The organism is Pseudomonadota bacterium, assembly GCA_039028155.1.
Taxonomy (GTDB): Bacteria; Pseudomonadota; Alphaproteobacteria; order SP197; family SP197; genus JANQGO01.
The window spans coordinates 1-20,511 of sequence record JBCCIS010000029.1 but is presented as its reverse complement, the minus strand read 5'-3'; the positions used below and the strand labels follow the sequence as shown (position 1 = coordinate 20,511).

Annotated in this window: 23 protein-coding genes and 1 tRNA gene; 21 read left to right on the top strand and 3 right to left on the bottom strand. The window is 63.4% G+C overall.

Annotation, left to right across the window (positions count from 1 at the left end; translation table 11 throughout):
- Positions 1–3 precede the first annotated feature (3 nt).
- Complete coding sequence (locus AAF563_15580; GenBank protein MEM7122701.1) at positions 4–933, bottom strand: branched-chain amino acid ABC transporter permease LivH; 930 nt, start codon at positions 931–933, stop codon at positions 4–6.
- Positions 934–1,199: 266 nt separating this feature from the next.
- On the opposite strand from AAF563_15580, the gene rpiB reads away from it, so the two are divergent.
- From rpiB to AAF563_15555, 5 genes are read left to right on the top strand one after another with little or no spacing between them, the layout of a single operon-like run.
- Positions 1,200–1,646: a ribose 5-phosphate isomerase B gene (gene rpiB, locus AAF563_15575; GenBank protein MEM7122700.1), complete on the top strand. Its 447-nt coding sequence runs from the start codon at positions 1,200–1,202 to the stop codon at positions 1,644–1,646.
- 43 nt (positions 1,647–1,689) lie between these two features.
- Positions 1,690–3,000 carry a serine hydroxymethyltransferase gene (glyA, locus tag AAF563_15570; GenBank protein ID MEM7122699.1) on the top strand — a complete coding sequence of 437 codons (1,311 nt, stop codon included), beginning with the start codon at positions 1,690–1,692 and terminating at the stop codon, positions 2,998–3,000.
- Between the two features lie 9 nt (positions 3,001–3,009).
- Positions 3,010–3,477, top strand: a complete 468-nt coding sequence (gene nrdR, locus AAF563_15565; GenBank protein ID MEM7122698.1) for a transcriptional regulator NrdR — start codon at positions 3,010–3,012, stop codon at positions 3,475–3,477.
- A gap of 19 nt (positions 3,478–3,496) precedes the next feature.
- Positions 3,497–4,591, top strand: a complete 1,095-nt coding sequence (ribD, locus tag AAF563_15560; GenBank protein ID MEM7122697.1) for a bifunctional diaminohydroxyphosphoribosylaminopyrimidine deaminase/5-amino-6-(5-phosphoribosylamino)uracil reductase RibD — start codon at positions 3,497–3,499, stop codon at positions 4,589–4,591.
- A 3-nt stretch (positions 4,592–4,594) separates the two neighbouring features.
- The gene (locus AAF563_15555) at positions 4,595–5,206 is read left to right on the top strand and encodes a riboflavin synthase (protein MEM7122696.1); all 612 of its coding nucleotides are present in this window, start codon (positions 4,595–4,597) and stop codon (positions 5,204–5,206) included.
- Positions 5,207–5,212: 6 nt separating this feature from the next.
- On the opposite strand, the gene AAF563_15550 is transcribed toward AAF563_15555, so the two are convergent.
- Positions 5,213–6,133: a phosphotransferase gene (locus AAF563_15550; GenBank protein MEM7122695.1), complete on the bottom strand. Its 921-nt coding sequence runs from the start codon at positions 6,131–6,133 to the stop codon at positions 5,213–5,215.
- Between the two features lie 161 nt (positions 6,134–6,294).
- On the opposite strand from AAF563_15550, the gene ribH reads away from it, so the two are divergent.
- The 4 genes from ribH to AAF563_15530 all read left to right on the top strand — a co-directional run bounded on the left by ribH (position 6,295) and on the right by AAF563_15530 (position 10,419).
- Entirely contained in the window at positions 6,295–6,735 is a 441-nt protein-coding gene (gene ribH, locus AAF563_15545; GenBank protein ID MEM7122694.1) for a 6,7-dimethyl-8-ribityllumazine synthase, read from the top strand.
- Positions 6,732–7,238 (top strand): transcription antitermination factor NusB, encoded by a 507-nt coding sequence (gene nusB / locus AAF563_15540; protein ID MEM7122693.1) that lies wholly within the window; start codon positions 6,732–6,734, stop codon positions 7,236–7,238. The genes ribH and nusB overlap by 4 nt, the downstream gene beginning before the upstream one ends.
- Entirely contained in the window at positions 7,192–8,202 is a 1,011-nt protein-coding gene (thiL, locus tag AAF563_15535) for a thiamine-phosphate kinase (protein MEM7122692.1), read from the top strand. Before nusB ends, thiL begins: the two co-directional genes overlap by 47 nt.
- Before the next feature lie 138 nt (positions 8,203–8,340).
- Positions 8,341–10,419 carry a sodium-translocating pyrophosphatase gene (locus AAF563_15530; GenBank protein MEM7122691.1) on the top strand — a complete coding sequence of 693 codons (2,079 nt, stop codon included), beginning with the start codon at positions 8,341–8,343 and terminating at the stop codon, positions 10,417–10,419.
- Between the two features lie 77 nt (positions 10,420–10,496).
- Here the strand turns inward: AAF563_15530 and bamE are convergent, their stop codons facing one another.
- Positions 10,497–10,934, bottom strand: a complete 438-nt coding sequence (gene bamE, locus AAF563_15525; GenBank protein MEM7122690.1) for an outer membrane protein assembly factor BamE — start codon at positions 10,932–10,934, stop codon at positions 10,497–10,499.
- 142 nt (positions 10,935–11,076) lie between these two features.
- Between bamE and AAF563_15520 the strand changes: the two genes are divergently transcribed.
- The 12 genes from AAF563_15520 to AAF563_15465 all read left to right on the top strand — a co-directional run bounded on the left by AAF563_15520 (position 11,077) and on the right by AAF563_15465 (position 20,361).
- Positions 11,077–11,640 (top strand): ubiquinol-cytochrome C chaperone family protein, encoded by a 564-nt coding sequence (locus AAF563_15520; GenBank protein ID MEM7122689.1) that lies wholly within the window; start codon positions 11,077–11,079, stop codon positions 11,638–11,640.
- 62 nt (positions 11,641–11,702) lie between these two features.
- A complete protein-coding gene (locus AAF563_15515; protein ID MEM7122688.1) occupies positions 11,703–12,257 on the top strand; it encodes a DUF177 domain-containing protein in 555 nt (184 codons plus the stop codon).
- A 78-nt stretch (positions 12,258–12,335) separates the two neighbouring features.
- A complete protein-coding gene (gene rpmF / locus AAF563_15510) occupies positions 12,336–12,521 on the top strand; it encodes a 50S ribosomal protein L32 (GenBank protein MEM7122687.1) in 186 nt (61 codons plus the stop codon).
- A gap of 40 nt (positions 12,522–12,561) precedes the next feature.
- Positions 12,562–13,611 carry a phosphate acyltransferase PlsX gene (plsX, locus tag AAF563_15505; GenBank protein ID MEM7122686.1) on the top strand — a complete coding sequence of 350 codons (1,050 nt, stop codon included), beginning with the start codon at positions 12,562–12,564 and terminating at the stop codon, positions 13,609–13,611.
- Positions 13,608–14,588 carry a beta-ketoacyl-ACP synthase III gene (locus tag AAF563_15500; GenBank protein ID MEM7122685.1) on the top strand — a complete coding sequence of 327 codons (981 nt, stop codon included), beginning with the start codon at positions 13,608–13,610 and terminating at the stop codon, positions 14,586–14,588. The genes plsX and AAF563_15500 overlap by 4 nt, the downstream gene beginning before the upstream one ends.
- Positions 14,589–14,706: 118 nt before the next feature.
- Positions 14,707–15,021 carry an integration host factor subunit alpha gene (locus AAF563_15495; protein MEM7122684.1) on the top strand — a complete coding sequence of 105 codons (315 nt, stop codon included), beginning with the start codon at positions 14,707–14,709 and terminating at the stop codon, positions 15,019–15,021.
- The gene (locus tag AAF563_15490; GenBank protein MEM7122683.1) at positions 15,021–15,494 is read left to right on the top strand and encodes a MerR family transcriptional regulator; all 474 of its coding nucleotides are present in this window, start codon (positions 15,021–15,023) and stop codon (positions 15,492–15,494) included. Before AAF563_15495 ends, AAF563_15490 begins: the two co-directional genes overlap by 1 nt.
- 131 nt (positions 15,495–15,625) lie before the next feature.
- Positions 15,626–15,702, top strand: a tRNA-Pro gene (locus tag AAF563_15485).
- A gap of 228 nt (positions 15,703–15,930) precedes the next feature.
- Positions 15,931–16,632 carry a Crp/Fnr family transcriptional regulator gene (locus AAF563_15480; GenBank protein MEM7122682.1) on the top strand — a complete coding sequence of 234 codons (702 nt, stop codon included), beginning with the start codon at positions 15,931–15,933 and terminating at the stop codon, positions 16,630–16,632.
- An 81-nt stretch (positions 16,633–16,713) separates the two neighbouring features.
- Positions 16,714–17,430, top strand: a complete 717-nt coding sequence (locus AAF563_15475) for a class I SAM-dependent methyltransferase (GenBank protein ID MEM7122681.1) — start codon at positions 16,714–16,716, stop codon at positions 17,428–17,430.
- Positions 17,423–18,916, top strand: coding sequence for an NAD(P)H-hydrate dehydratase (locus AAF563_15470; GenBank protein ID MEM7122680.1), 1,494 nt, complete (start codon positions 17,423–17,425; stop codon positions 18,914–18,916). Before AAF563_15475 ends, AAF563_15470 begins: the two co-directional genes overlap by 8 nt.
- A complete protein-coding gene (locus AAF563_15465) occupies positions 18,913–20,361 on the top strand; it encodes a malonyl-CoA decarboxylase (GenBank protein ID MEM7122679.1) in 1,449 nt (482 codons plus the stop codon). The genes AAF563_15470 and AAF563_15465 overlap by 4 nt, the downstream gene beginning before the upstream one ends.
- The last annotated feature ends 150 nt before the right edge of the window (positions 20,362–20,511 follow it).

Here is a 20,511-nt window from a genome sequence, read left to right as displayed (position 1 = left end):
GGCTCAGACCTTCTCGATCTCGGGCTTGCCGAGTAAACCGGTGGGACGGAAGATCAGCACCATGATGAGTACCGCGAACGCCGCGACGTCCTTGTACTCGATCGAGAAATAGGCCGACCAGAAGACTTCGATCAGGCCGATCAGGAGGCCGCCCAGCATGGCGCCGGGCAGGGAACCGATACCGCCCAGGACGGCGGCGGTGAATGCCTTAATGCCGGCTAGAAAGCCGATGTAGAAGTCGATGACGCCGTAATAGAGCATGAACATCAGGCCGGCGACGGCGGCCAGGGCCGCGCCCATGACGAATGTCAGCGAAATCGTGCGGTCGACATTGATGCCGATAAGGCCCGCCATCACGCGATCCTGTTCGCAGGCTCGCTGGGCGCGGCCCAGCGCCGTCCGCGCGATCAACAGCGAAAAGGCGATCATCAGCGCGATTGTGATGGCGATGATCAGCATCTGCATGAAGCTCAACGACACCGAATAGCCGCTCTCCTCCATCATGTTGACACCACCGCGGATAACCGGCTGAAGCGGTTTGACCCGCGCGCCCTGGATCAACTGGACGTAGTTCTGCAAAAAGATCGACATGCCGATGGCGGAGATCAGCGGCGCCAGGCGGAACGAGCCGCGCAGCGGTCTATAGGCCAAGCGCTCAACAGTCCATCCGTAGACCGATGTCAGCAACATGGCGATGACCAGCACCAGCAGCAGGGCCAGCGGTATCCAGGTGATGCCGATGACACCCATAACCAGGAACGCGATCAGAGCGGTGAAGGCGCCGATCATGAAGATATCGCCGTGGGCGAAATTGATCATGCCTATGATGCCATAGACCATGGTGTAGCCGATGGCGATCAGGCCGTAGATTGCGCCCAAGGTGAGACCGTTGATGAGCTGCTGCGAAAAGACAGCTACATCGAAGTATTCCATGAAAGCCCGTGCCCCCAGAACGCCTGCTGTTGCCTTGCCCCACGCGCTGACCGGTTCTTCTTCTCAGGCTTGTGCCCGAAAACGCCGACTGGACGCCTTTCGGCAAGAGGTACGGAATAGCGACCGGGCGGGCAAGCGAATTCCGGGCGGAACTGGTCAATTCCGACAACGGATCGGGCCCAGCCGGCGGCACCGCCGCACTGGCGCCCAGCCCCACGGTATGGTAGTCCTCCGCGCCTTGAACGCCCGATATAGGGGGATATGACGTGACGGCTGGGCGCCTTGTCATCGCTTCGGATCATGCCGGCTTTCCGCTGAAGGAAGTGCTGCGCGACGAGCTTCAGACCATGGGTCTCAAGGTCGATGACCTGGGCACGCACACCGAGGATTCCGTCGATTATCCCGATTTCGCCGAAGCCTTGGCGACAGCGATCAAAAACGGCAAGGCCGATCGTGGTGTTCTCGTCTGCGGCACGGGGATTGGCATCGGCATGGCGGCCAACCGGCATCCATGGATCCGGGCCGCTGTTTGTCACGACGTCACCTCGACCCGGCTGGCCCGCGCCCACAACGACGCCAATGTGGTGGTCATGGGTGCGCGCCTGATTGGCAGTGAGACGGCAAAGGATTGCCTGAGAGTATTCTTGGAAACCGCGTTTGACGGTGACCGCCATGTTCGACGGGTCGACAAGCTCGCCAAGCTGCCGGCCTGAACCCAATCATAACGACGAGAAACCCATTCTGGAGAACACGCCCATGTCCGTCGCGGAACAGACCCTTGCGTCGTCGGATTTCTTCACCCGCCGGATCGCCGACAGCGATCCCGAACTGCTGCAGTCCATCAAGGGCGAGCTACACCGACAGCGCGACCAGATCGAACTGATTGCCTCGGAAAACATCGTCTCCACGGCGGTGCTGGAGGCCCAAGGCACGGTCCTGACCAACAAGTATGCGGAAGGTTATCCGGGCCGGCGCTACTATGGCGGCTGCGAATTCGTCGATATCGCCGAGCAGCTCGCGATCGACCGCGCCAAGCAGCTCTTCGGCTGCAACTTCGCCAACGTGCAGCCCCATTCCGGCGCCCAGGCCAACGGCGCCGTTTTCCTGGCGTTGCTGCAGCCCGGCGACACCATTCTCGGCATGTCGCTTGCCCATGGTGGCCATCTGACCCATGGCGCCGCCCCCAGTTTGTCGGGCAAGTGGTTCAACGCGGTCGGTTATGGCGTGCGTGAAGACGACGCGCGGATCGACTATGACGCCATGGCCAAGCTGGCCGAGGAGCACAAGCCCAAGCTGATCATCGCCGGCGGCTCGGCCTATCCGCGCATCATCGATTTCCCGCGCATGCGCGAGATCGCCGATTCCGTTGGCGCCTATCTGATGGTTGATATGGCGCACTTCGCGGGCCTGGTCGCCGCGGGCGTCCATCCGACACCGCTGCCGCACGCTCATGTGGTGACGACGACGACGCACAAGACCCTGCGTGGCCCGCGCGGCGGCATGATCTTGTGTAACGACGAGGCGATCGGCAAGAAGATCAACTCGGCCGTTTTCCCGGGGCTTCAGGGCGGTCCGCTGATGCACGTGATCGCGGCCAAGGCGGTTGCCTTCGGCGAAGCGCTTCGGCCCGACTTCAAGGCCTACAGCCAGTCGGTGGTCGACAACGCCAAGACGCTCGCCGGCGCCATGGTCGACGGCGGTCTCGCCGTTGTCTCCGGCGGCACCGACACGCACGTTATGCTGGTCGATCTTCGCCCCAAGGGGCTGACCGGCAACGTGGCGGAGCGCAGCCTGGAGAACGCCGGCATCACCTGCAACAAGAACGCGATCCCGTTCGATCCGGAAAAGCCGATGGTGACATCGGGTATCCGGCTCGGCACGCCGGCCGGCACGACCCGCGGATTCGGCACCGCCGAGTTCCTGCAGGTCGGCCATTTGATCGTCGAGGTGCTGGACGGCCTGGTCGCCAACCCCGACGACAACAGCACGGCGGAGAAAGCGGTCGAGGCCAAGGTGGCCGAGCTGTGCCGGCGCTTCCCGGTCTATCAGGATATGAACGTAGGATAAGCCCGAACCATGCGCTGCCCCTTCTGCGGACACGACGACACCCAGGTCAAGGACTCCAGGCCGACCGAAGACGGCGCCACCATCCGGCGGCGGCGTCAGTGCCTGGAATGCGGCGCACGGTTCACCACCTTTGAGCGGATCCAGCTGCGCGAGCTGACCGTCGTCAAGAAAAGCGGCAGCCGCGCGCCGTTCGACCGGGACAAGCTGGCGCGATCGATCGAGATCGCGGTCAGGAAACGCCCGGTCGACCCGGAGCGCGTCGAGCGCATGGTCTCCGGCATCCAACGTCGCCTGGAGAGCATGGGCGAGACGGAGATCCCGTCGACCGTTATCGGCGAGATGGTCATGGAAGCATTGCGCAACTTGGACCAGGTCGCCTATGTCCGCTTTGCGTCGGTCTACCGCAACTTCCGCGAAGCGAAGGACTTTGAACAGTTCATCGAACAAATCGACGGCGCCAGTTTCGTCGACGACTAAGGACGCCGATTGGGCCCATATGGCGGCGGCGCTGCGGCTCGCCGCGCGCGGCCTGGGCCGAGTCTGGCCGAATCCGGCGGTCGGCTGCGTCATCGTCAATCGCGATCGCGTCGTCGGGCGCGGCTGGACCCAGCCCGGCGGTAGGCCCCATGCAGAGGCCGAGGCGCTACAGCGTGCCGGCGACGCGGCGCGGGACGCGACCGCCTATGTGACCCTCGAGCCTTGTGCCCATCACGGTAAGACGCCGCCTTGCGCCGACGCGCTGGTCGCTGCCGGGGTAGGGCGCGTGGTGATCGCTTGTCCCGATCCGGACCCCCGCGTCGCGGGCAAGGGTGTGGCGATCCTGAAGGCCGGCGGCATCGAGGTCGTCGAGAACGTCATGCGGGAGGCGGCCGAAACACTGAATCAGGGATTTCTGATGCGCCTCACCGCCGACCGGCCGATGGTGACGCTGAAGATCGCCGCCAGCATCGATGGCCGGGTCGCCACCGCAAACGGCCATAGCCATTGGATTACCGCCGAGCCGGCGCGTCGTCTGGGTCACCTGTTGCGCGCCAACCACGATGCGATCGCCGTCGGCTCGGGCACCGTGAAGGCCGACAACCCACTTCTGACGTGCCGGCTGCATGGTCTGGAGGAAAGATCCCCTGTGCGCGTTGTGTTTGACGGGCAGCTCTCGACGCCGGTCGACAGCCAGTTGGTGGCGACATCCGATAAAATCCCGACCTGGCTCGTGACGACCAAGGCCGCGCCAAAGGCAAACCGTAAGGCCTTGGCGGAAACCGACGTCGAGTTTGTCGACGTTGGCGGCCACCGGGGCGGCTCGATCGATATGGCGGACGCCCTGGAAGCGCTTGCCGCACGCGACTTGACCCGTCTTCTGGTAGAGGGTGGGCCGCGACTGGCGACGGTGTTCTTGAAAGCCGGTCTGGCCGATCGCGTCGCCTGGTTCAGCGCGCCAATCGCGCTCGGCGGTGATGCCTTGCCGGCTTTGGGCGATCTTGGCCTTGATCGCGTCGACAAGGCTTTCCGTCTGATACCCGATGAAACCAGGAGGATAGGCGACGATATACTCCGTACGGCGCACATCGTTCACGCCGAAACCGAGGAGTAGGACATGTTCACTGGAATCGTCACCGATGTTGGATCGGTTGAGGTTGTCGAGGCGCGCGGCGACAAACGTTTCGTGATCAAGACCGCCTATGACATGGACGAGGTCGATATCGGCGCGTCGATCGCCTGTTCCGGTGTCTGTCTGACGGTGGTTGAAAAGGACAAGCACAGCTTTGCGGTCGATGTTTCCGCCGAGAGCTTGTCGCGTTCGGTACTCGGTGATTGGGTGGAAGGATCCAAGGTCAATCTGGAGCGCTCGCTCAAACTTGGTGACGAGATGGGTGGCCATATTGTCTCCGGCCATGTCGATGGGATTGGCTGGGTCGCGGCGATGACGCCGGAGGGTGACTCCGTCCGCTATGACTTCGCGGTCCCCGACAGTCTTGCGCGGTTCATCGCCGAAAAGGGGTCGATCGCCGTCGATGGCGTATCGCTGACGGTCAACCGCGTCTGGGTCGAGGACGGTGAGCACCGCTTTGGCGTCAACATCATCCCGCATACCCAGGCGGTCACCACGTTCGGCGCCTATAAGGTCGGCGATCGTGTGAACCTGGAGATCGATATGCTGGCGCGCTATGTCGCGCGGCTGGCGGACGTCGCCGCCGCGGCGGAGTAGGCGCCTTTAGGGCAAGGCCGCGAGCGCCTGCTGAACGAAGACAGCATGTTGCTCCTGCATCGTCCGGAGTTCGTCGGCGTCCAGCCCCCACGTCCCCAGCTTCGAGCAGGGCTGAAGCGCCGCATAGAGATCCCACAGAGCCAGGTTTGCCAGATCGCGTCCGGTGTTCTTCCGATAGAGCGCTGTAAATGTCTCCATCGCCTCGCGGCCGTACCACCACAGAAGTTCGAGCCTTATGTTGGCGAGATCGGCCAGTGGATCGCCAGCGCCGGCGTCCTCCCAGTCGATCACGGCGGCCAGGTTGCCGTCGTGCCACAAGATGTTGCCCGGCCAATAGTCGCCGTGCAGAACCGAACGCGCTTGGTCGGCCTTCGGCGGCCACGGCCGCACAAGCGCTTCACGGATCAGGCCCTCCGAGAGGCTGTCGTCAAGCTGGTCCGGAGGGGTGGCCAACGAGACAGCCACCGTCTGCTGGGTGTCGGACAAGAACGACAGCGCCGGATCGTCGCCGTCGAGACGATGGAGGTCGCCAAGGAAGCCGGCCATTTGCGACAGGCTCTGCTTCAGGTCGTCCTCTTCAATCGTATCGGTGCCGTCGACGAAATCGATCACGATAAGCGGTGAACCCATCAGGTCCCCGGCCTCGTCGACATAGCGTGGCGCTGGAACCGGAAGACCGGCAGCATAGAGGAAGGTCAGCAGGTGGTACTCGTCATGGGCGACATGGGGGTTGGCGGCGAGGTCGCGCGGTCCGTGGCGCCGCACGACCACTCTTTCGACGCCGCCGTCCGCCTGCGCCAGTTCCAGCATCGTGGTTTCGGCCGAGACGCCCCCCTCCAGGGGGCGGGACGTGACCAACCGCGCGCCGGGCTGCACGAGTTCGACCAACGGCTCGAAAGCGGCGGAACGGTGTGAAGACGTGGACATGGGCGGATCTTGCTCCAGGCGACCGGCGGTGCGCCGTTCTGTGGTGATGCTAACGTGATGCTGGCGGTCGGCGCGCATTTGTGCGAAGCCAGGGTTCAACAGAAAAACCAGAACCGTCAAACACGTGGCCCTGATGCTTTGGGGGCCAGGGAGACACAACGATGGCGACAACGCCGCATATCTTGATCCTCGAAGCAAGTTACTATCGGGAAATCACCGACGAACTGGCCGAAGGCGCGATTGCCGAGCTGGAAGCCTGGGGTGCGACATGGGAGCGGGTCGAGCTGTCGGGTGCCTTCGAGATTCCCGGCGGCCTGCAGATGGCGATCGCGACCGGCAAGTATGACGGCTACCTGACGCTGGGCTGCGTGATCCGCGGCGAAACCAGCCACTACGACCACATTTGCGCCGAGGTGGCGCGCGGCGTGAACGAACTGGCCATGAAACACATGGCGCCGATCGGCTTTGGCGTCCTGACCGTGGAGAACTGGGATCAGGCCAAGGCGCGCGCCGACGTCAAAGGGCGCAACAAAGGCCGCGAAGCCGCGATCGCCTGCATCAAGATGGTCGAGTTGAGTCGTACCCTGCGAGTTACCGGATGAGCCGAACGGCACGTAAAAAGAACAACGGTTTGACGACGGCGGCCCGTTTGGCGGCCGTGCAGGCGCTCTATCAGGTCGAGCTTGGCGCCGCCGGGCCGGAAGATGCACTGGCCACGGTCATCGCGCGGGGCGCCACATTGGACGAGACAGGCTTGGCCGCGGAGGCCGACCCGGAGATTGCCTCGATCATCGTGCGCGGCGTGACAGAGGGCGCGACCCAGGAACGGCTGGACGAGATGATCGAAGGGGCATTGGCGGAAGATTGGTCGCTGGCGCGACTGGAGATCTTGATGCGCGCGATCCTGCGCGCCGGCGCGTTCGAACTGCTGGACCGGCCGGATGTGCCGGCCAAGGTTGTCATCAACGAATACGTCGACGTCGCGAACGCGTTCTTCGACCGGGGCGAGCCGGGCATGGTGAACGCGGTGCTCGACAAGCTGGCCCACGGTCTTCGCGATGCCGAGTTTGCCGCGGCTGAAGCGGCGTCCGCCGGGCGTGGATGAATTCGACCTGATCAAACGCCTCCTGGCGCCGCTCGCCGCAGCGACGCCGGGGACATTCGATCTGACCAACGATGCCGCCATCATTAGCCCGCCGGTTGGCCAGGACCTGGTCGTCACCAAGGACATGGTGGCGGCCGGTATCCATTTCCTACCCGATGATCCGCCCAACCTGATCGCGCGCAAGCTGCTCAGGGTCAATCTCTCCGACCTCGCGGCGATGGGTGCGAGCCCGCTCGGGTACCTGGTCGGCGCGGCTTTCAGCGAACCCTTAGACGAGGATTGGCTCATCCAGTTTGTCGATGGCTTGGCGGCCGATCAGGAGGACTTCGGGCTCGGACTTATGGGCGGCGACACGATTGCCGTTGGCGATGGTCCTCTGGTGCTGTCGCTGACGGCGCTAGGGGTTGTACCGCAGGGCGGAGCCCTGACGCGTTCCGGCGCGGTGCCGGGCAACCTGCTTGCGGTAAGTGGCACGCTCGGCGACGGTGCGCTGGGCCTGAGGTGCCTGCGCGGTGAGATCGCCGCCGATCCCGATGACCACGACTATCTCGTCGACCGTTACCGATTGCCCAGACCGCGCCTTGAATTGGGCAGTGCATTGATTGGGCGGGCAACGGCGGCGCTCGACATTTCCGATGGTCTGGCCGCTGACGCCGGCCACCTAAGCGAGCAATCGAACGTCGCGATCCGGATAGACGTCGACAGTCTTCCGCTTTCCGGCGCGGCGCGGCGCCTGGTGGATGGTGACCCTGCCTATCTGGACAGCGTACTGACCGGCGGTGACGACTATGAGCTGCTGTTTACGATCGGCGAGGCGGACCTTGCGGATGTTCGGGATACGGATGCAGGGGTCCGCGTCATCGGCATGGTCGAAGCGGGTTCCGGTGTCTGGATCGTCGATGCGGACGGCCACGACATCACACCAACAAAGACCGGTTGGCGGCACGGCAAATCGGCGGGTTGAGCGTTGTGCACCGCAATATGTTGAAATCGCTTACCAGTTTTGGCATGGTCCGCGCGATTTTGGATCGGGGGAACGAGACCGCCGTTTCGCGGCGGTTTGCGAGGCTGATCTAGCCGGATTTGCAGGAGTTCTTGAACAATGACGACGGCATTGTGGTTCGCTATCGCGTGCGGCGTGGTAGCCATTATCTATGGCATTTATGCCATTCGGTCGGTGGTTGCGGCCGACCCGGGCAACGAGCGCATGCAGGAGATCGCTGGTGCGGTCCAGGAAGGCGCGCAGGCCTACCTGAACCGCCAGTACCTGACGATCGGCGCGGCGGGTGTTGTCATTTTTGTGGTGCTGCTGCTCCTGCTGGGCTTATGGCAGGCGGTCGGCTTCGCCATCGGCGCGGTGCTGTCGGGCGCGGCCGGCTATATCGGCATGCTGGTCTCGGTACGTGCCAACGTGCGCACCGCAGAGGCCGCCCGATCCAGCCTTGAGAAAGCCATGGGCATTGCCGTACGCGGCGGTGCGGTCACCGGCATCCTGGTGGTCGGCCTTGGTCTTCTCGGCGTCGCCATCTATTACGTCGTCCTGCTTGGCATCGAGGTGCCCCAACGCGAGATTGTCGAGGCGCTCGTGGCGCTTGGCTTCGGCGGTTCGCTAATCTCGATCTTCGCGCGTCTAGGCGGCGGTATCTTCACAAAGGGTGCCGATGTCGGCGCCGATCTGGTCGGTAAGGTCGAAGCGGGCATCCCCGAGGACGACCCGCGCAATCCCGCGGTGATCGCCGACAACGTGGGCGACAACGTCGGCGACTGCGCCGGCATGGCCGCCGACCTCTTCGAAACCTACGCGGTGACCTTCGTCGCCACCATGCTGCTCGCCTCGATCTTCTTCACCGGTGAGACGCAATTGGCGATGATGGCGTTCCCGCTGGTTCTGGGCGGCGCCTGTATCCTGGGCACGGTCGTCGGCAACTTCTTCATGAAGCTCGGCGGCAGCCAGAACATCATGGCCGCGCTCTACAAGGGCTTTCTGGTCACGGCCGTCATTTCGGCGATCCTGTTCATCCCGGTCACCGAATGGATCCTGGGGCTGGGCACCGAGTTTACCGTCGGCACGACGACCTTCAACGGCTGGGACATGTTCTTCTGCGGGCTGCTTGGCCTGGTCGTGACCGGCCTTTTGATCTGGGTGACCGAGTACTACACATCGACTGAGTATCGCCCGGTCAAGATCATCGCCAAGGCCTCGACCACCGGCCACGGCACCAATGTCATCCAGGGCCTTGCCATTTCCATGGAGGCGACGGCCGTCCCGGTCTTGATCATCTGTGGCGGCATTCTGGTCGGTTACCTCATCGCCGGCCTGTTCGGCATCGCCATTGCCGTCACCACCATGCTGGCCTTGGCCGGCGTTGTTGTGACCCTGGACGCCTACGGCCCGATCACCGACAACGCTGGCGGCATCGCCGAGATGGCCGAATTGCCGGAAGACGTGCGCAAGACGACCGACGCACTGGACGCTGTCGGCAACACGACCAAGGCGGTAACCAAGGGCTATGCCATCGGTTCGGCCGGTCTGGCGGCACTGGTGCTGTTCGCGGCCTATGTCGAGGACCTGCAACACTATTTCCCGGATCTCGACGTCACCTTCCGGCTCGCCGATCCGTACGTCGTGATCGGCCTCTTCATCGGCGGCATGCTGCCTTATCTCTTCGGCGCGCTTGCCATGCAGGCGGTCGGCCGGGCCGCCGGGTCGGTGGTCGAGGAGGTGCGGCGCCAATTCCGCGAGATCGCCGGCATCATGGAAGGCACGGGCAAACCGGACTACAGCCGCGCGGTCGATCTCCTGACCAAGGCGGCGATCCGCGAGATGATCATTCCCTCGCTTCTGCCGGTCCTGGCGCCGATTGTGATCTATCTCGTCATCTGGGCGATCGCCGGCCAGAGCCAGGCATTCTCGACACTGGGCGCCATGCTGCTGGGGACTATCGTCACCGGCCTGTTCGTCGCGATCTCGATGACGTCCGGCGGCGGTGCCTGGGACAATGCCAAGAAGTTCATCGAGGACGGTCAGCACGGCGGCAAGGGTTCGGAAGCCCATCATGCCGCGGTGACGGGCGATACGGTCGGTGATCCCTACAAGGACACCGCCGGCCCGGCCGTCAATCCGATGATCAAGATCATCAACATCGTCGCACTGCTGCTGCTCGCCATGCTGGGCGGCTGACAGCCAAGGCCTTTGAAGCGAAAACGCCCCGGTGCCGTAGAGACACCGGGGCGTTTTCTATTCTGTCCGCTGGGTTGTTAAACGCCGGGCACGGGCGACCGTCGCGGCTCATCTTCCTGGCCCGCGAACCTGCCGATATTGCCCAGGAGCTGCTCCAGCAAGCCAAGCTGCTTGCCATAGGTCGGCGTCGTCCGTGAGATCGGATCGACCAGGTAGCCGTCGGCCAGGACGTATTCGTCGATCTCGCTCACAACGCCGGCGTCGTCGAAGGCAATGGCGACAACCCGTTGGTCAATCACTTCTGGCTCGAAGAAGGCGACGGATTCCGTGCGCTCGGTGATGTAGAGCCAGGTCGGCTCGCCGAACAGGGCGGTGGTCGATGGTGTTCCGAGGAACTGGGCGACCTCCAGCTCGTTATGGATACCCGGTTCGATCCGGCTCAGGGCATCGGGGTCGGGCACGTAGCCGTGCGTTGTAATCCGCGGCGAGCACGCCGTCAGGGCCAGCGCCGTCACACACGCTGTCATACACGTCTTGATCGCTCCATTGCCGAACCGACGCATATCCATCATTGACCGACCCCGTTCTGCCGCCTATGTGACGCGCAAGATGCGAGCGATTGGACCCGGCTGTCAACCGGGTCGCTTAGGGATGGCCATGAAGCTCTCAACACTGCTCTCCCGTTCCCGGTTCGATGACCGCGCCCACGATCTCTACGACGCGATCGTGGGCCAGTCCCGTCAGCCGGCCTTCTACCTGGCGGCTGAAGTGCCAGACAGCGTCGACGGGCGCTTCGACATGATTGTCATGCACACCGTGCTGGTTGGCCGCCGGTTGCGCGCCTGCGGCGAAGCCGGCCGAGGCCTCGATCAGGCGTTGTTCGACCTGATGTTCGCGGATATGGACCGGTCGCTGCGCGAGATGGGCGTCGGCGACCTGAGGGTGGGGCGGCGGATCAAAATCATGCTCAAGGCGTTCTATGGCCGCGCCAAGGCTTATGACGAGGCCCTGGACAGAGCCGCGGACAACGCGGCTGGCGCGGCGGCGATGGAGGAGGCGGTCCTGCGCAACCTTTATGGCACCGTCGAGCCTGGTGATGCATCGGTCTCCGCGGTAACGGCCTATGTCTTCGCCGCCGTGGAGGCGCTTGACAGTCAGGCGGATGACGATCTTCTGGCCGGGAAGGTGACGTTTCCGGGGTTCGATACACCGCACACATGACACGCTTGCCGCAAGCCATGGGGCAGGCCATATAAGCTGATCGTGATGTGGGTCACTGAGACATGATGGATCAATCCTCTGGCACGGCGCCGCTTGAGTTCAGTCGGCCGCTCGAAACTGGCGACCTGGAAGACGGCGACGAAGGCATCCGCCATCTGGTCGCCGACGATGACGAACGCGCCGCGCTTCGCGCACGCTTCGACCTGCTGTCGCTGGATAGCTTGGAGGCGGATCTGCGTTATCGCCGCGATGACCGCATTGTCGAGGTTTCGGGCCGACTTCAAGGCAATCTGACCCAGACCTGCGTGGTCTCGCTGGAGCCTGTGGCGGAAACGGTCGACGAGGATTTCGTGCGCCGTTTCGACCCGGACATGGCCGTCAGCGAGGACGACGAGCTGGATCTGACGGTCGATGATTTGCTCGACGAGGCGGTCTGCGATCCGCTGGTCGATGACACGATCGACCTGGGCGAGGTGGTTGCCGAACAGCTGGGACTGGCGATCAATCCCTATCCGCGCAAGGAAGGCGCCCAGATCGACCCACGGTATGCGGCGCGCGCGACCGAGGATGATGAAGAAACCAACCCGTTTGCGGTGTTGAAGAAGCTGAAGCTGTGAGTTTCGTGTCGCTTGTACCCGCTTCCAAAGACTGGTAAACGGGCCTTTAAATCTCCTGTCAGTTAAGGAATCTGTGAGATGGCGGTACCTAAGAAAAAGGTCACCCGTTCCCGCCGGGACAAACGTCGTTCGCATCACGCGCTGACCGCAGCGGCGTTGAATGAATGCCCGAATTGCGGTGAGACGAAGCTGCCGCACCACGTGTGCGCGGCATGCGGCTATTACAACGACCGAGAAATCACGGAGCCGGTGGGCAGCTTCTGACCGTGCGGCTTCGTCGATTGGCAACGCGGAACTGACCTCTATGAGCGGCTCGCTGGTTTTGGCGCTCGACGCCATGGGTGGCGACAACGCCCCGGACATGGTGGTGGCGGGTGCCAACGTCGCGCGCGTGCGTTACCCAAACCTGCAGTTTCGGCTGTTCGGCAACTCCGAGAAGCTGGAAAAGCTCTTGCGCCGGTTCCCGAAACTGGCCCAGGTGGCGACCGTCGTCGCCAGCGAGACCGTGATCGAGGCCTCAGAGAAGCCGTCCCAGGCGCTCAGGCGCGGCCGCCAGTCGAGCATGCGGCTGGCCATCGACGATGTCTCGGAGGGCAAGGCGCGGGGCGTCGTATCGGCCGGTAACACCGGCGCTTTGATGGCGATGTCGAAGATCGTGCTGCGGACGCTGCCCGGCATCCATCGCCCGGCGATCGCGACCATGTTTCCGACCACCCGCGGTGAATCGGTGATGCTGGATCTGGGCGCCAATATCGAGTGTGACGCCGAGAATCTCGTCCAATTCGCCATTATGGGGGCGGCATTCGCCCGCAGTGTCCAGGGCGTCCGGCGCCCGACCGTCGGCCTGCTGAACGTGGGCAGCGAGGAAAGCAAGGGCCATGAGGAGATTAAGCGGGCCGCGCAGACCCTGCGCGACGCCGATCTTCCCCTTGAGTTTCATGGCTTCGTCGAAGGCAACGACATCGCCGACGGCACCGTCGACGTGGTCGTGACGGATGGTTTCACGGGCAACGTGGCGCTGAAGACGGCCGAAGGCACGGCCAGCATGTATTCCAGCTTCCTGCGCGCCACATTCCGCCGCTCGGTCTTCTCCAAACTCGGTTACTGGATGGCCAAACCGGCGCTTTTGGCGCTGAAACGGCGATTTGACCCGCGCCGCTACAACGGCGGCATGTTCCTGGGCATCAACGGCATCGCGGTGAAGAGCCATGGCGGCACCGATGCGCTGGGTTACGCCAACGCCATCGGGTTCGCCGTTGACATGATGACCCAGGGTTTCAATGAAAAGGTGATCCGCGACATCGAGAGCCTCGATCAGGGGGCGAAGGACGCCGCCGAGGCCGCTGCGCAGTGAGTGGCGTTCGGCGCAGCCAGATTGCTGGCTGCGGGTCCTATCTGCCGGCGCGCTGCCTGACCAACGCCGAACTGGCCAAAAAGGTCGATACGTCCGACGAGTGGATTGTCGCCAGAACCGGCATCCGCCAGCGCCACATCGCCGCGGATGGCGAGTTTACGTCCGACCTCGCGACAAACGCGGCCCAGGAGGCGCTTGCCAACAGTGGGATCGCTATCGACGAGGTCGATCTCATTGTTCTGGCCACCGCGACGCCAGACCAGACATTCCCGGCGACCGCGGCCCAGGTGCAGAAGAAGCTAGGCATGTATCATGGTGCTGCCTTCGACGTGCAGGCGGTGTGTACGGGTTTTGTTTATGCCTTGTCGGTTGCCGACAATTTCGTGAAGACCGGCCAGGCCGATTGCGCGTTGGTCATCGGCGCCGAAACATTCTCGCGCATTCTGGACTGGGAGGACCGCGGTACCTGCGTGCTGTTTGGCGACGGTGCCGGTGCCGTTATCCTGCGCGCCGGCGATTGCGGCGGCAGCAACCAGGATCGGGGCGTTCTGTCGACACACATCCACAGCGACGGGCGTTATCACGACATGCTCTATGTCGATGGCGGCCCGTCGACCACCGGTTTGGCCGGGCATCTGCGGATGGAAGGCCGTGAGGTCTTTAAACATGCAGTCATTAACTTAGCTGAAGCGGTTGATGAAGCGCTTGATAAAAATGGTGTAAGTCCCAGTGATATAGACTGGTTTGTGCCACACCAGGCCAACAAACGGATCATCGATGCGATGGCGCGCAAGCTGTCCCTGGACGAATCGCGAGTCGTCAATACGATCGATCGGCATGCCAATACGTCCGCCGCGTCGATACCGCTGGCGCTTGCCGAAGCCGCTGGTGACGGGCGAATCAAACCGGGCGAGCTGGTCCTGATTGAAGCCATGGGTGGCGGTTTTACTTGGGGTTCGGGCCTTATCCGCTGGTAGACACCCGGCGGGCCACGCGTCCAGTCTTTGTTAAGATATCCGAGCCAACTGTTTGATATTGACGGTTTTTCGCTTCAAAGCTAGCCTTCCTTGTTAAGAACAAGGGGGACATGCCGGAATGGTCGAGAAAACCATGACTCGGGCGGATTTAACCGAAGCGGTCTACCATGAGGTGGGCCTGTCACGCAGTGAGTCGGCGGAACTCGTCGAATCAGTGTTGGGCGAAATCTCAGAATCCTTGATCGACGGCGAGACCGTGAAGATCTCGTCTTTCGGCAGCTTTTCGATCCGCGACAAGGCTCAGCGCGTCGGCCGGAACCTGAAGACTGGCGAGGCGGTACCAATCCTGCCACGGCGTGTCCTGGTGTTCCGTGCGTCCCATGTGCTGAAGGACCGCATCAACGACGAACTCACAGGGCGTGACGGGGCCTGATGGCGATGGCGGCGGACGCCAATAGCGGCGCGGGCGCCGCGGGGCGACGGGGCGGCAAGTCGAAGGCGGCTTTCCGGACGATCAGCGAGGTCGCCGACGAGCTGGACGTGGCCCAGCATGTCCTGCGTTTCTGGGAGACCAAGTTCCACCAGATCCGCCCTTTGAAGCGCGGCGGCGGGCGGCGCTATTACCGGCCCGAGGACATCGATCTCCTCAGGAACATCAAGCATCTCCTGTACACCGAGGGTTACACCATCAAGGGTGTCCAGCGTCTGTTGCGCCAAGGCGGCGTCGCGGCACTGCAGCATGCGATTGATGGTGCGGCCGCTGACGCGCCCGCGGCCTCACCGGCGCCTGCCGCCCGCGCCGAGGACGGCGCCACGGTTACGCTCTCGGCGGCTCAGGTCCGCGCGCTGCAGTCACTCCTGGATCAATTGATCGCCTGCCGCGACCTGCTCAAGGGCGCTTCCTGAGAAGCCTGCGCCGTTGTCGCGCGCTCCGCGATCTTCTCCCCAACGAGCCAAGCCGCAAGCGTTGCGGCGCTAAACCGCGTTGACTATAGTGCCGCCGCTTTGCGCGGTTGCAGATTGCAAACCGTATCGGTCGGAGCGTGGCGCAGCCTGGTAGCGCAACGGTCTGGGGGACCGTAGGTCGCAGGTTCAAATCCTGCCGCTCCGACCATTTTCTAGTTATTTCAATGTTGTACCACGCACACCTAATGTGACATTGTAGAGATGTCAGGGACGCAGCTAAGAAACCTGTAAAAGGTGGTGTGCATCCCCAGGGAGGAAGATAAATGACCGACGCGGTCGATGCCGGCCACTTGGCATGGCATCGCGATCGCGTCACGATCGATTTTGACGCGGGCGTTGGAGGCAACGCGCCGATGTGTAAGGGGATTTGATCGACATGCAGGCAGCGGAGGCGGGCGACCTCTCGGAAAGCAGGATTCTTGCGGGGCTTCCGCAGGCCGAGATGGGAAAGCTGCAGGAAAACGCCAAATGGTTCACCTATGACGATGGCGAACAGTTCTTTCGTCAGGGCGATACGGGTACGGAGATGATTTTTCTGGCCGAGGGCAGGGCGCGGGTGCTGATCCATGCCGCGTCAGGCCAGGATGTCGCCTTTGCCGATATCGGACCCGGCGGCCATTTCGGTGAGCTGTCGACATTGGACGGCGGCAGCCGGTCGGCGAGTGTCGTTGCGATCCAGGACTCGTTCGTTGCCGTCGTCGAGCGCGACGTCATCCTGCGTGCGATGGCGGCGTTTCCGCCGTTTGCGCTGAACCTGTTGCAGGATTGCGCCAGGATCTTGCGGCGCTCCAACGAGCGCGTCGTGGGCTTGAGCACCAAGTCCGGCATTCAGCGTGTTTATGACGAGATCCTGCGCCTGATTGAACCGTCACCGACCGGTGATGGCCGCTGGCTGATCCCCACCGTTCCGGCGCACAAGGACATTGCGATTTGGTCCGGCACAACGACGGATACGGTAGCGCGCGCGATCGGCCAGTTGACCAGCCTGGGCATCGTCAAGCGCCGCAACCGCACGCTTCTGATCCTCGACCGCCGCCATATTGAGAAACTGGCCAATACAGGTATCGAAGAGCTCTAGCTTCGCCGTGATGGCCAGCGCCTTGGGCGGCATGGCGCGACGAGGCAAAGACAGAGCACAAAGGAAAAGCGAACAACGCCCGTGGCCACGCTCCCATCGGTCGACAAGGATTTCGGTGACTGCACGGCGCTTGATGCGCTTGATCGACTGATCGACCCGGCAGGGCTCGATCTTGTCGACATTGGCTGCGGCGCGGGTGATCTGGCCCGCCATTTGGCCGGACGCGGCGCGCGGGTAACCGCTGTTGAGCCTGATCCCGACCAGGCGCGAAAGAACGCTGCCTCACCGCCGTTGTCGTCATTGCAGTTTGTCGAGGCCGGCGCCGAGAGCCTGCCATTGGCCGACCGCTCGGCCGACGGTGCCTTCTTCAGCAAGTCGTTGCATCACGTGCCGGTCGCGGCCATGCCTGCCGCGGTTGGCGAGGCCATGCGGGTGCTGCGCCCCGGCGGCTTTCTCTATGTTCTGGAGCCCGACATCGATGGCGCGTATTCGAACCTGATGTCGCCGTTTCACAATGAGTCCAACGAAAGGCGCCAAGCGCTCGCCTGCCTTGCCGAACACGCCCGGCCGGCCTTCGCCGACACGATTGTCGCGGCGTTTTCCGTCGAGCGGCGCTATGCGGATTTCAACGCCTTTGCCGACGCGGTCCTGTCGCTGACCTATAACGCCTTCCGCCGCGCGGATGTTGAAGCACCTGCCGTGCGCGAGAGTTTTGAACGCGGACGCGACGACGGTGGCTATGGATTCCGCCAACCCCTGACCGTCTATCTGTTCCGCGACAAGTTGGACCATGCCTGAGACGGCCTTTGCGACCGATCACGCCTTACGCCTTCTGGCGGTCAACCAGATGTACGATGCCGACCGTGCGGCGATCGATTCAGGCGCGCCCGGCGAGATCTTGATGGCCAATGCCGGCGCAGCGATCGCCGAGGCGGTCAAAGCACGGTTTGAGCCGTGTCAGACTGTTGTCCTGTGTGGCCCCGGCAACAACGGCGGCGACGGCTTTGTTGTCGCCCGTCTGCTCAGCGAGGCCGGTTGGCCGGTCGAGCTTGCCCTGCTGGGCGATGTCGGCCGTCTCAAGGGCGACGCCGCCATCATGGCGGAACGCTGGCAGGGTGAGGTTGTCGAGGCCGGGCCCGGCTGTGTGGAAAAGGCGGACCTGGTGATCGATGCCCTGTTCGGCGCTGGATTGGCGCGTGACCTTGACGGACAGGCGGCGGTGTTGGTCGCCGCCGTCGTGTCGCGCGGCGCACCAGTCGTCGCCGTGGATGTGCCCAGCGGTCTTGATGGCGACAGCGGCGCGGTGCGCGGTATCGCCCCCCGGGCGGTCCTTACGGTGACGTTTTGCCGTGCGAAACCGGGGCATGTACTTCTGCCTGGGCGCGAACTATGCGGCGAGGTGGTGGTCGCCGATATCGGCATTGGCGACCACATCGTGGGCGGCATCGGTCCGGCGATATGGCGCAATGGCAGGGATCTCTGGTTTGGAACCTTTCCGTGGCCGGCGCCGAACGCCCACAAATACGCCCGAGGTCACACGGTCGTCGCCGGCGGCGATCTTGCCGCGAACGGCGCCTCGCGCCTGGCGGCGCGCGCGGCGCTGCGGGTCGGGTCCGGCCTGGTCACGGTTGCCGCGCCACCGGCAGCGCTCAGTACCTATGCTGCGCATTTGACCGCGATCATGCTGCGGCGGATTGACGATGCCGAAGCGTTTTCTGAGATGCTGGCCGATCCGCGCCTCAACTGCGTCGTCTTGGGGCCTGGCCAGGGGGTGACGGAGCGGACCCGCGCCCTCGTCGAGGTGGCCTTGGCGGCAAAGAAGCACTGTGTCTTGGATGCCGACGCCTTGACTGTCTTTGCTGACGATCCGGAAGCGCTCTTTGCGCGGCTTCACGCGGATTGCGTCCTTACACCTCATGAGGGCGAGTTTGCTCGGCTTTTCGATGATAGCGGGAACAAGCTGGATCGGGCGCGTCGGGCCGCGGAGAAAGCCGGTGCCATAGTTCTGTTAAAAGGTGCCGATACTGTGATCGCTGCGCCTGACGGAACCGCAATGGTTAACGACAATGCACCACCAGATTTGGCGACCGCCGGGTCCGGGGATGTCTTGGCAGGTGTGGTCGCCGGGCTGATGGCGCAAGGCGTCAAGGCCGTGGCGGCAGCGGCCATGGGCGCCTGGCTCCACGGCGAAGCCGGCAAGACGGTCGGGTCGGGCCTGATTGCCGAGGATCTGCCGGAGGCGCTGCCACGCGTCCTAGCGGCACTGAAGGAGAACGTTGCGTGAGCGACGAGCGAGACAACATCTGGGACCGGGCGCTAAAGCAGCTGTCGACGACGTGGCAGGACGTCGCCGACGCCGCCATGGTCCGCATCGGTGGGCGCATTCGGGTCGATTTGCCCGATGACGATCTCGACAAGCTGCGCAACCAGGTCGCGGAGTGTGTCACCGGCCTGGGTGGCGAGGTTCTGGCGAGGGGCAGGGCGGCGTCGATCGGTGGCAGCTATCTCTCGCTCGCGCCGACCGGCAAGCGTCGCTTCCTGGCGATGCTGGCCAGTGACTTCGAAATCGACATCGCGGAGGTTGAGACAGAGGCCCAAGCGATGATCCAGGTCCAGGACCCGGAGGCCAAGCGGGCGCTGGCGGGATCGTTGCGCGATGCGTTGGAACCACCCCGCATGCGGCTCTTCACTCAATTCAATGGCCTGCAGGACGGCGTCAAGTTCCTCGTCGATATGCGCGCCGATGCCATGTCGTGGTCACGCGAGGAACCGGTGCTGGTGCGCATCAGCAACGACCTGCGCCGCCTGCTGACCGGCTGGTTCGATATCGGGTTTCTCGAACTCACGCGCATCACCTGGTCGTCGCCGGCGTCGCTGCTGGAGAAGCTGATTGTCTATGAGGCCGTTCACCGGATCGCCTCATGGCAGGACCTGAAGAACCGGCTGGGATCGGACCGGCGGCTCTTTGCCTTTTTCCACCCGCGCATGCCGGACGAGCCGTTGATCTTCGTTGAGGTCGCGCTGGTCAACGGGATGGCGAGCCAGGTGCAGACGCTGCTCGACGCCGAAACGCCGGAACTGGCGCCCGATCGCACGGATACCGCGATCTTTTATTCGATCTCCAATACGCAGCGTGGGCTGGCGGGGATCAGTCTGGGCGACTTTCTGATCAAACAGGTCGTGGAGCTGTTGAGCGCGGAGCTTGGCAATCTGAAGACCTTTGCAACGTTGTCGCCGATTCCCGGGTTTCGCCGCTGGTTGAGCGGTCGCATGGCGACCTCGGACGATAAACTGATACGCGCCGACGAGGGCCTAAGTGGGGTGGATGAGGGTCTGATCCGACCCGACGAGCTGAAGAAGCTTGGCTATGAGACGCATCAGGCGGCTCTTGATGATCTTGCCGTCGCCCTGGATGCCGGACCAGGCGACGCTTTGGACCGTTTCGCCGAAGTTCTGCTGCGTTTGACGGCACGTTACCTTGTCATGGAGAAGCGCAACGATCGCCCACTGGACCCGGTTGCCCGCTTCCATCTGGCCAACGGCGCCCGCGTCGAGCGGCTGAACTGGGCCGGCGATACATCACAGAAAGGCTACGAGCAATCGGCTGGAATCATGGTCAATTATCTCTATCGGCTGGAGGACATCCGAACCAACCATGAGGCCTTTGTCGGCAGTGGTACCGTCGCCATCTCGTCGGCGTTGCGCCAACTGGTGAAGCGGTCTGTCTGAACCACCCCATGTGCCATGCTTGCGGGCGGGCGAAATCGCGACTATATGGTCCCGCCCGGGCGGCTATCTGGCCGCGACGGCCGCGTAAGGCTGCGGGCGTGGTGGAATTGGTAGACACGCCAGACTTAGAATCTGGTGACGAAAGTCGTG

What these genes read in the sequence shown, in the direction of transcription:
- AAF563_15530 (MEM7122691.1), top strand. Translation starts at nt 8,341, where the DNA reads ATGACGACGGCATTGTGGTTCGCTATCGCGTGCGGCGTGGTAGCCATT.
- plsX (MEM7122686.1), top strand. Translation starts at nt 12,562, where the DNA reads ATGAGCGGCTCGCTGGTTTTGGCGCTCGACGCCATGGGTGGCGACAAC.
- AAF563_15555 (MEM7122696.1), top strand. Translation starts at nt 4,595, where the DNA reads ATGTTCACTGGAATCGTCACCGATGTTGGATCGGTTGAGGTTGTCGAG.
- nrdR (MEM7122698.1), top strand. Translation starts at nt 3,010, where the DNA reads ATGCGCTGCCCCTTCTGCGGACACGACGACACCCAGGTCAAGGACTCC.
- rpmF (MEM7122687.1), top strand. Translation starts at nt 12,336, where the DNA reads ATGGCGGTACCTAAGAAAAAGGTCACCCGTTCCCGCCGGGACAAACGT.
- AAF563_15495 (MEM7122684.1), top strand. Translation starts at nt 14,707, where the DNA reads ATGGTCGAGAAAACCATGACTCGGGCGGATTTAACCGAAGCGGTCTAC.
- ribH (MEM7122694.1), top strand. Translation starts at nt 6,295, where the DNA reads ATGGCGACAACGCCGCATATCTTGATCCTCGAAGCAAGTTACTATCGG.
- AAF563_15490 (MEM7122683.1), top strand. Translation starts at nt 15,021, where the DNA reads ATGGCGATGGCGGCGGACGCCAATAGCGGCGCGGGCGCCGCGGGGCGA.
- nusB (MEM7122693.1), top strand. Translation starts at nt 6,732, where the DNA reads ATGAGCCGAACGGCACGTAAAAAGAACAACGGTTTGACGACGGCGGCC.
- AAF563_15520 (MEM7122689.1), top strand. Translation starts at nt 11,077, where the DNA reads ATGAAGCTCTCAACACTGCTCTCCCGTTCCCGGTTCGATGACCGCGCC.
- ribD (MEM7122697.1), top strand. Translation starts at nt 3,497, where the DNA reads ATGGCGGCGGCGCTGCGGCTCGCCGCGCGCGGCCTGGGCCGAGTCTGG.
- AAF563_15550 (MEM7122695.1), bottom strand. Translation starts at nt 6,133, where the DNA reads ATGTCCACGTCTTCACACCGTTCCGCCGCTTTCGAGCCGTTGGTCGAA.
- AAF563_15470 (MEM7122680.1), top strand. Translation starts at nt 17,423, where the DNA reads ATGCCTGAGACGGCCTTTGCGACCGATCACGCCTTACGCCTTCTGGCG.
- thiL (MEM7122692.1), top strand. Translation starts at nt 7,192, where the DNA reads ATGCCGAGTTTGCCGCGGCTGAAGCGGCGTCCGCCGGGCGTGGATGAA.
- AAF563_15580 (MEM7122701.1), bottom strand. Translation starts at nt 933, where the DNA reads ATGGAATACTTCGATGTAGCTGTCTTTTCGCAGCAGCTCATCAACGGT.
- AAF563_15515 (MEM7122688.1), top strand. Translation starts at nt 11,703, where the DNA reads ATGATGGATCAATCCTCTGGCACGGCGCCGCTTGAGTTCAGTCGGCCG.
- AAF563_15480 (MEM7122682.1), top strand. Translation starts at nt 15,931, where the DNA reads ATGCAGGCAGCGGAGGCGGGCGACCTCTCGGAAAGCAGGATTCTTGCG.
- glyA (MEM7122699.1), top strand. Translation starts at nt 1,690, where the DNA reads ATGTCCGTCGCGGAACAGACCCTTGCGTCGTCGGATTTCTTCACCCGC.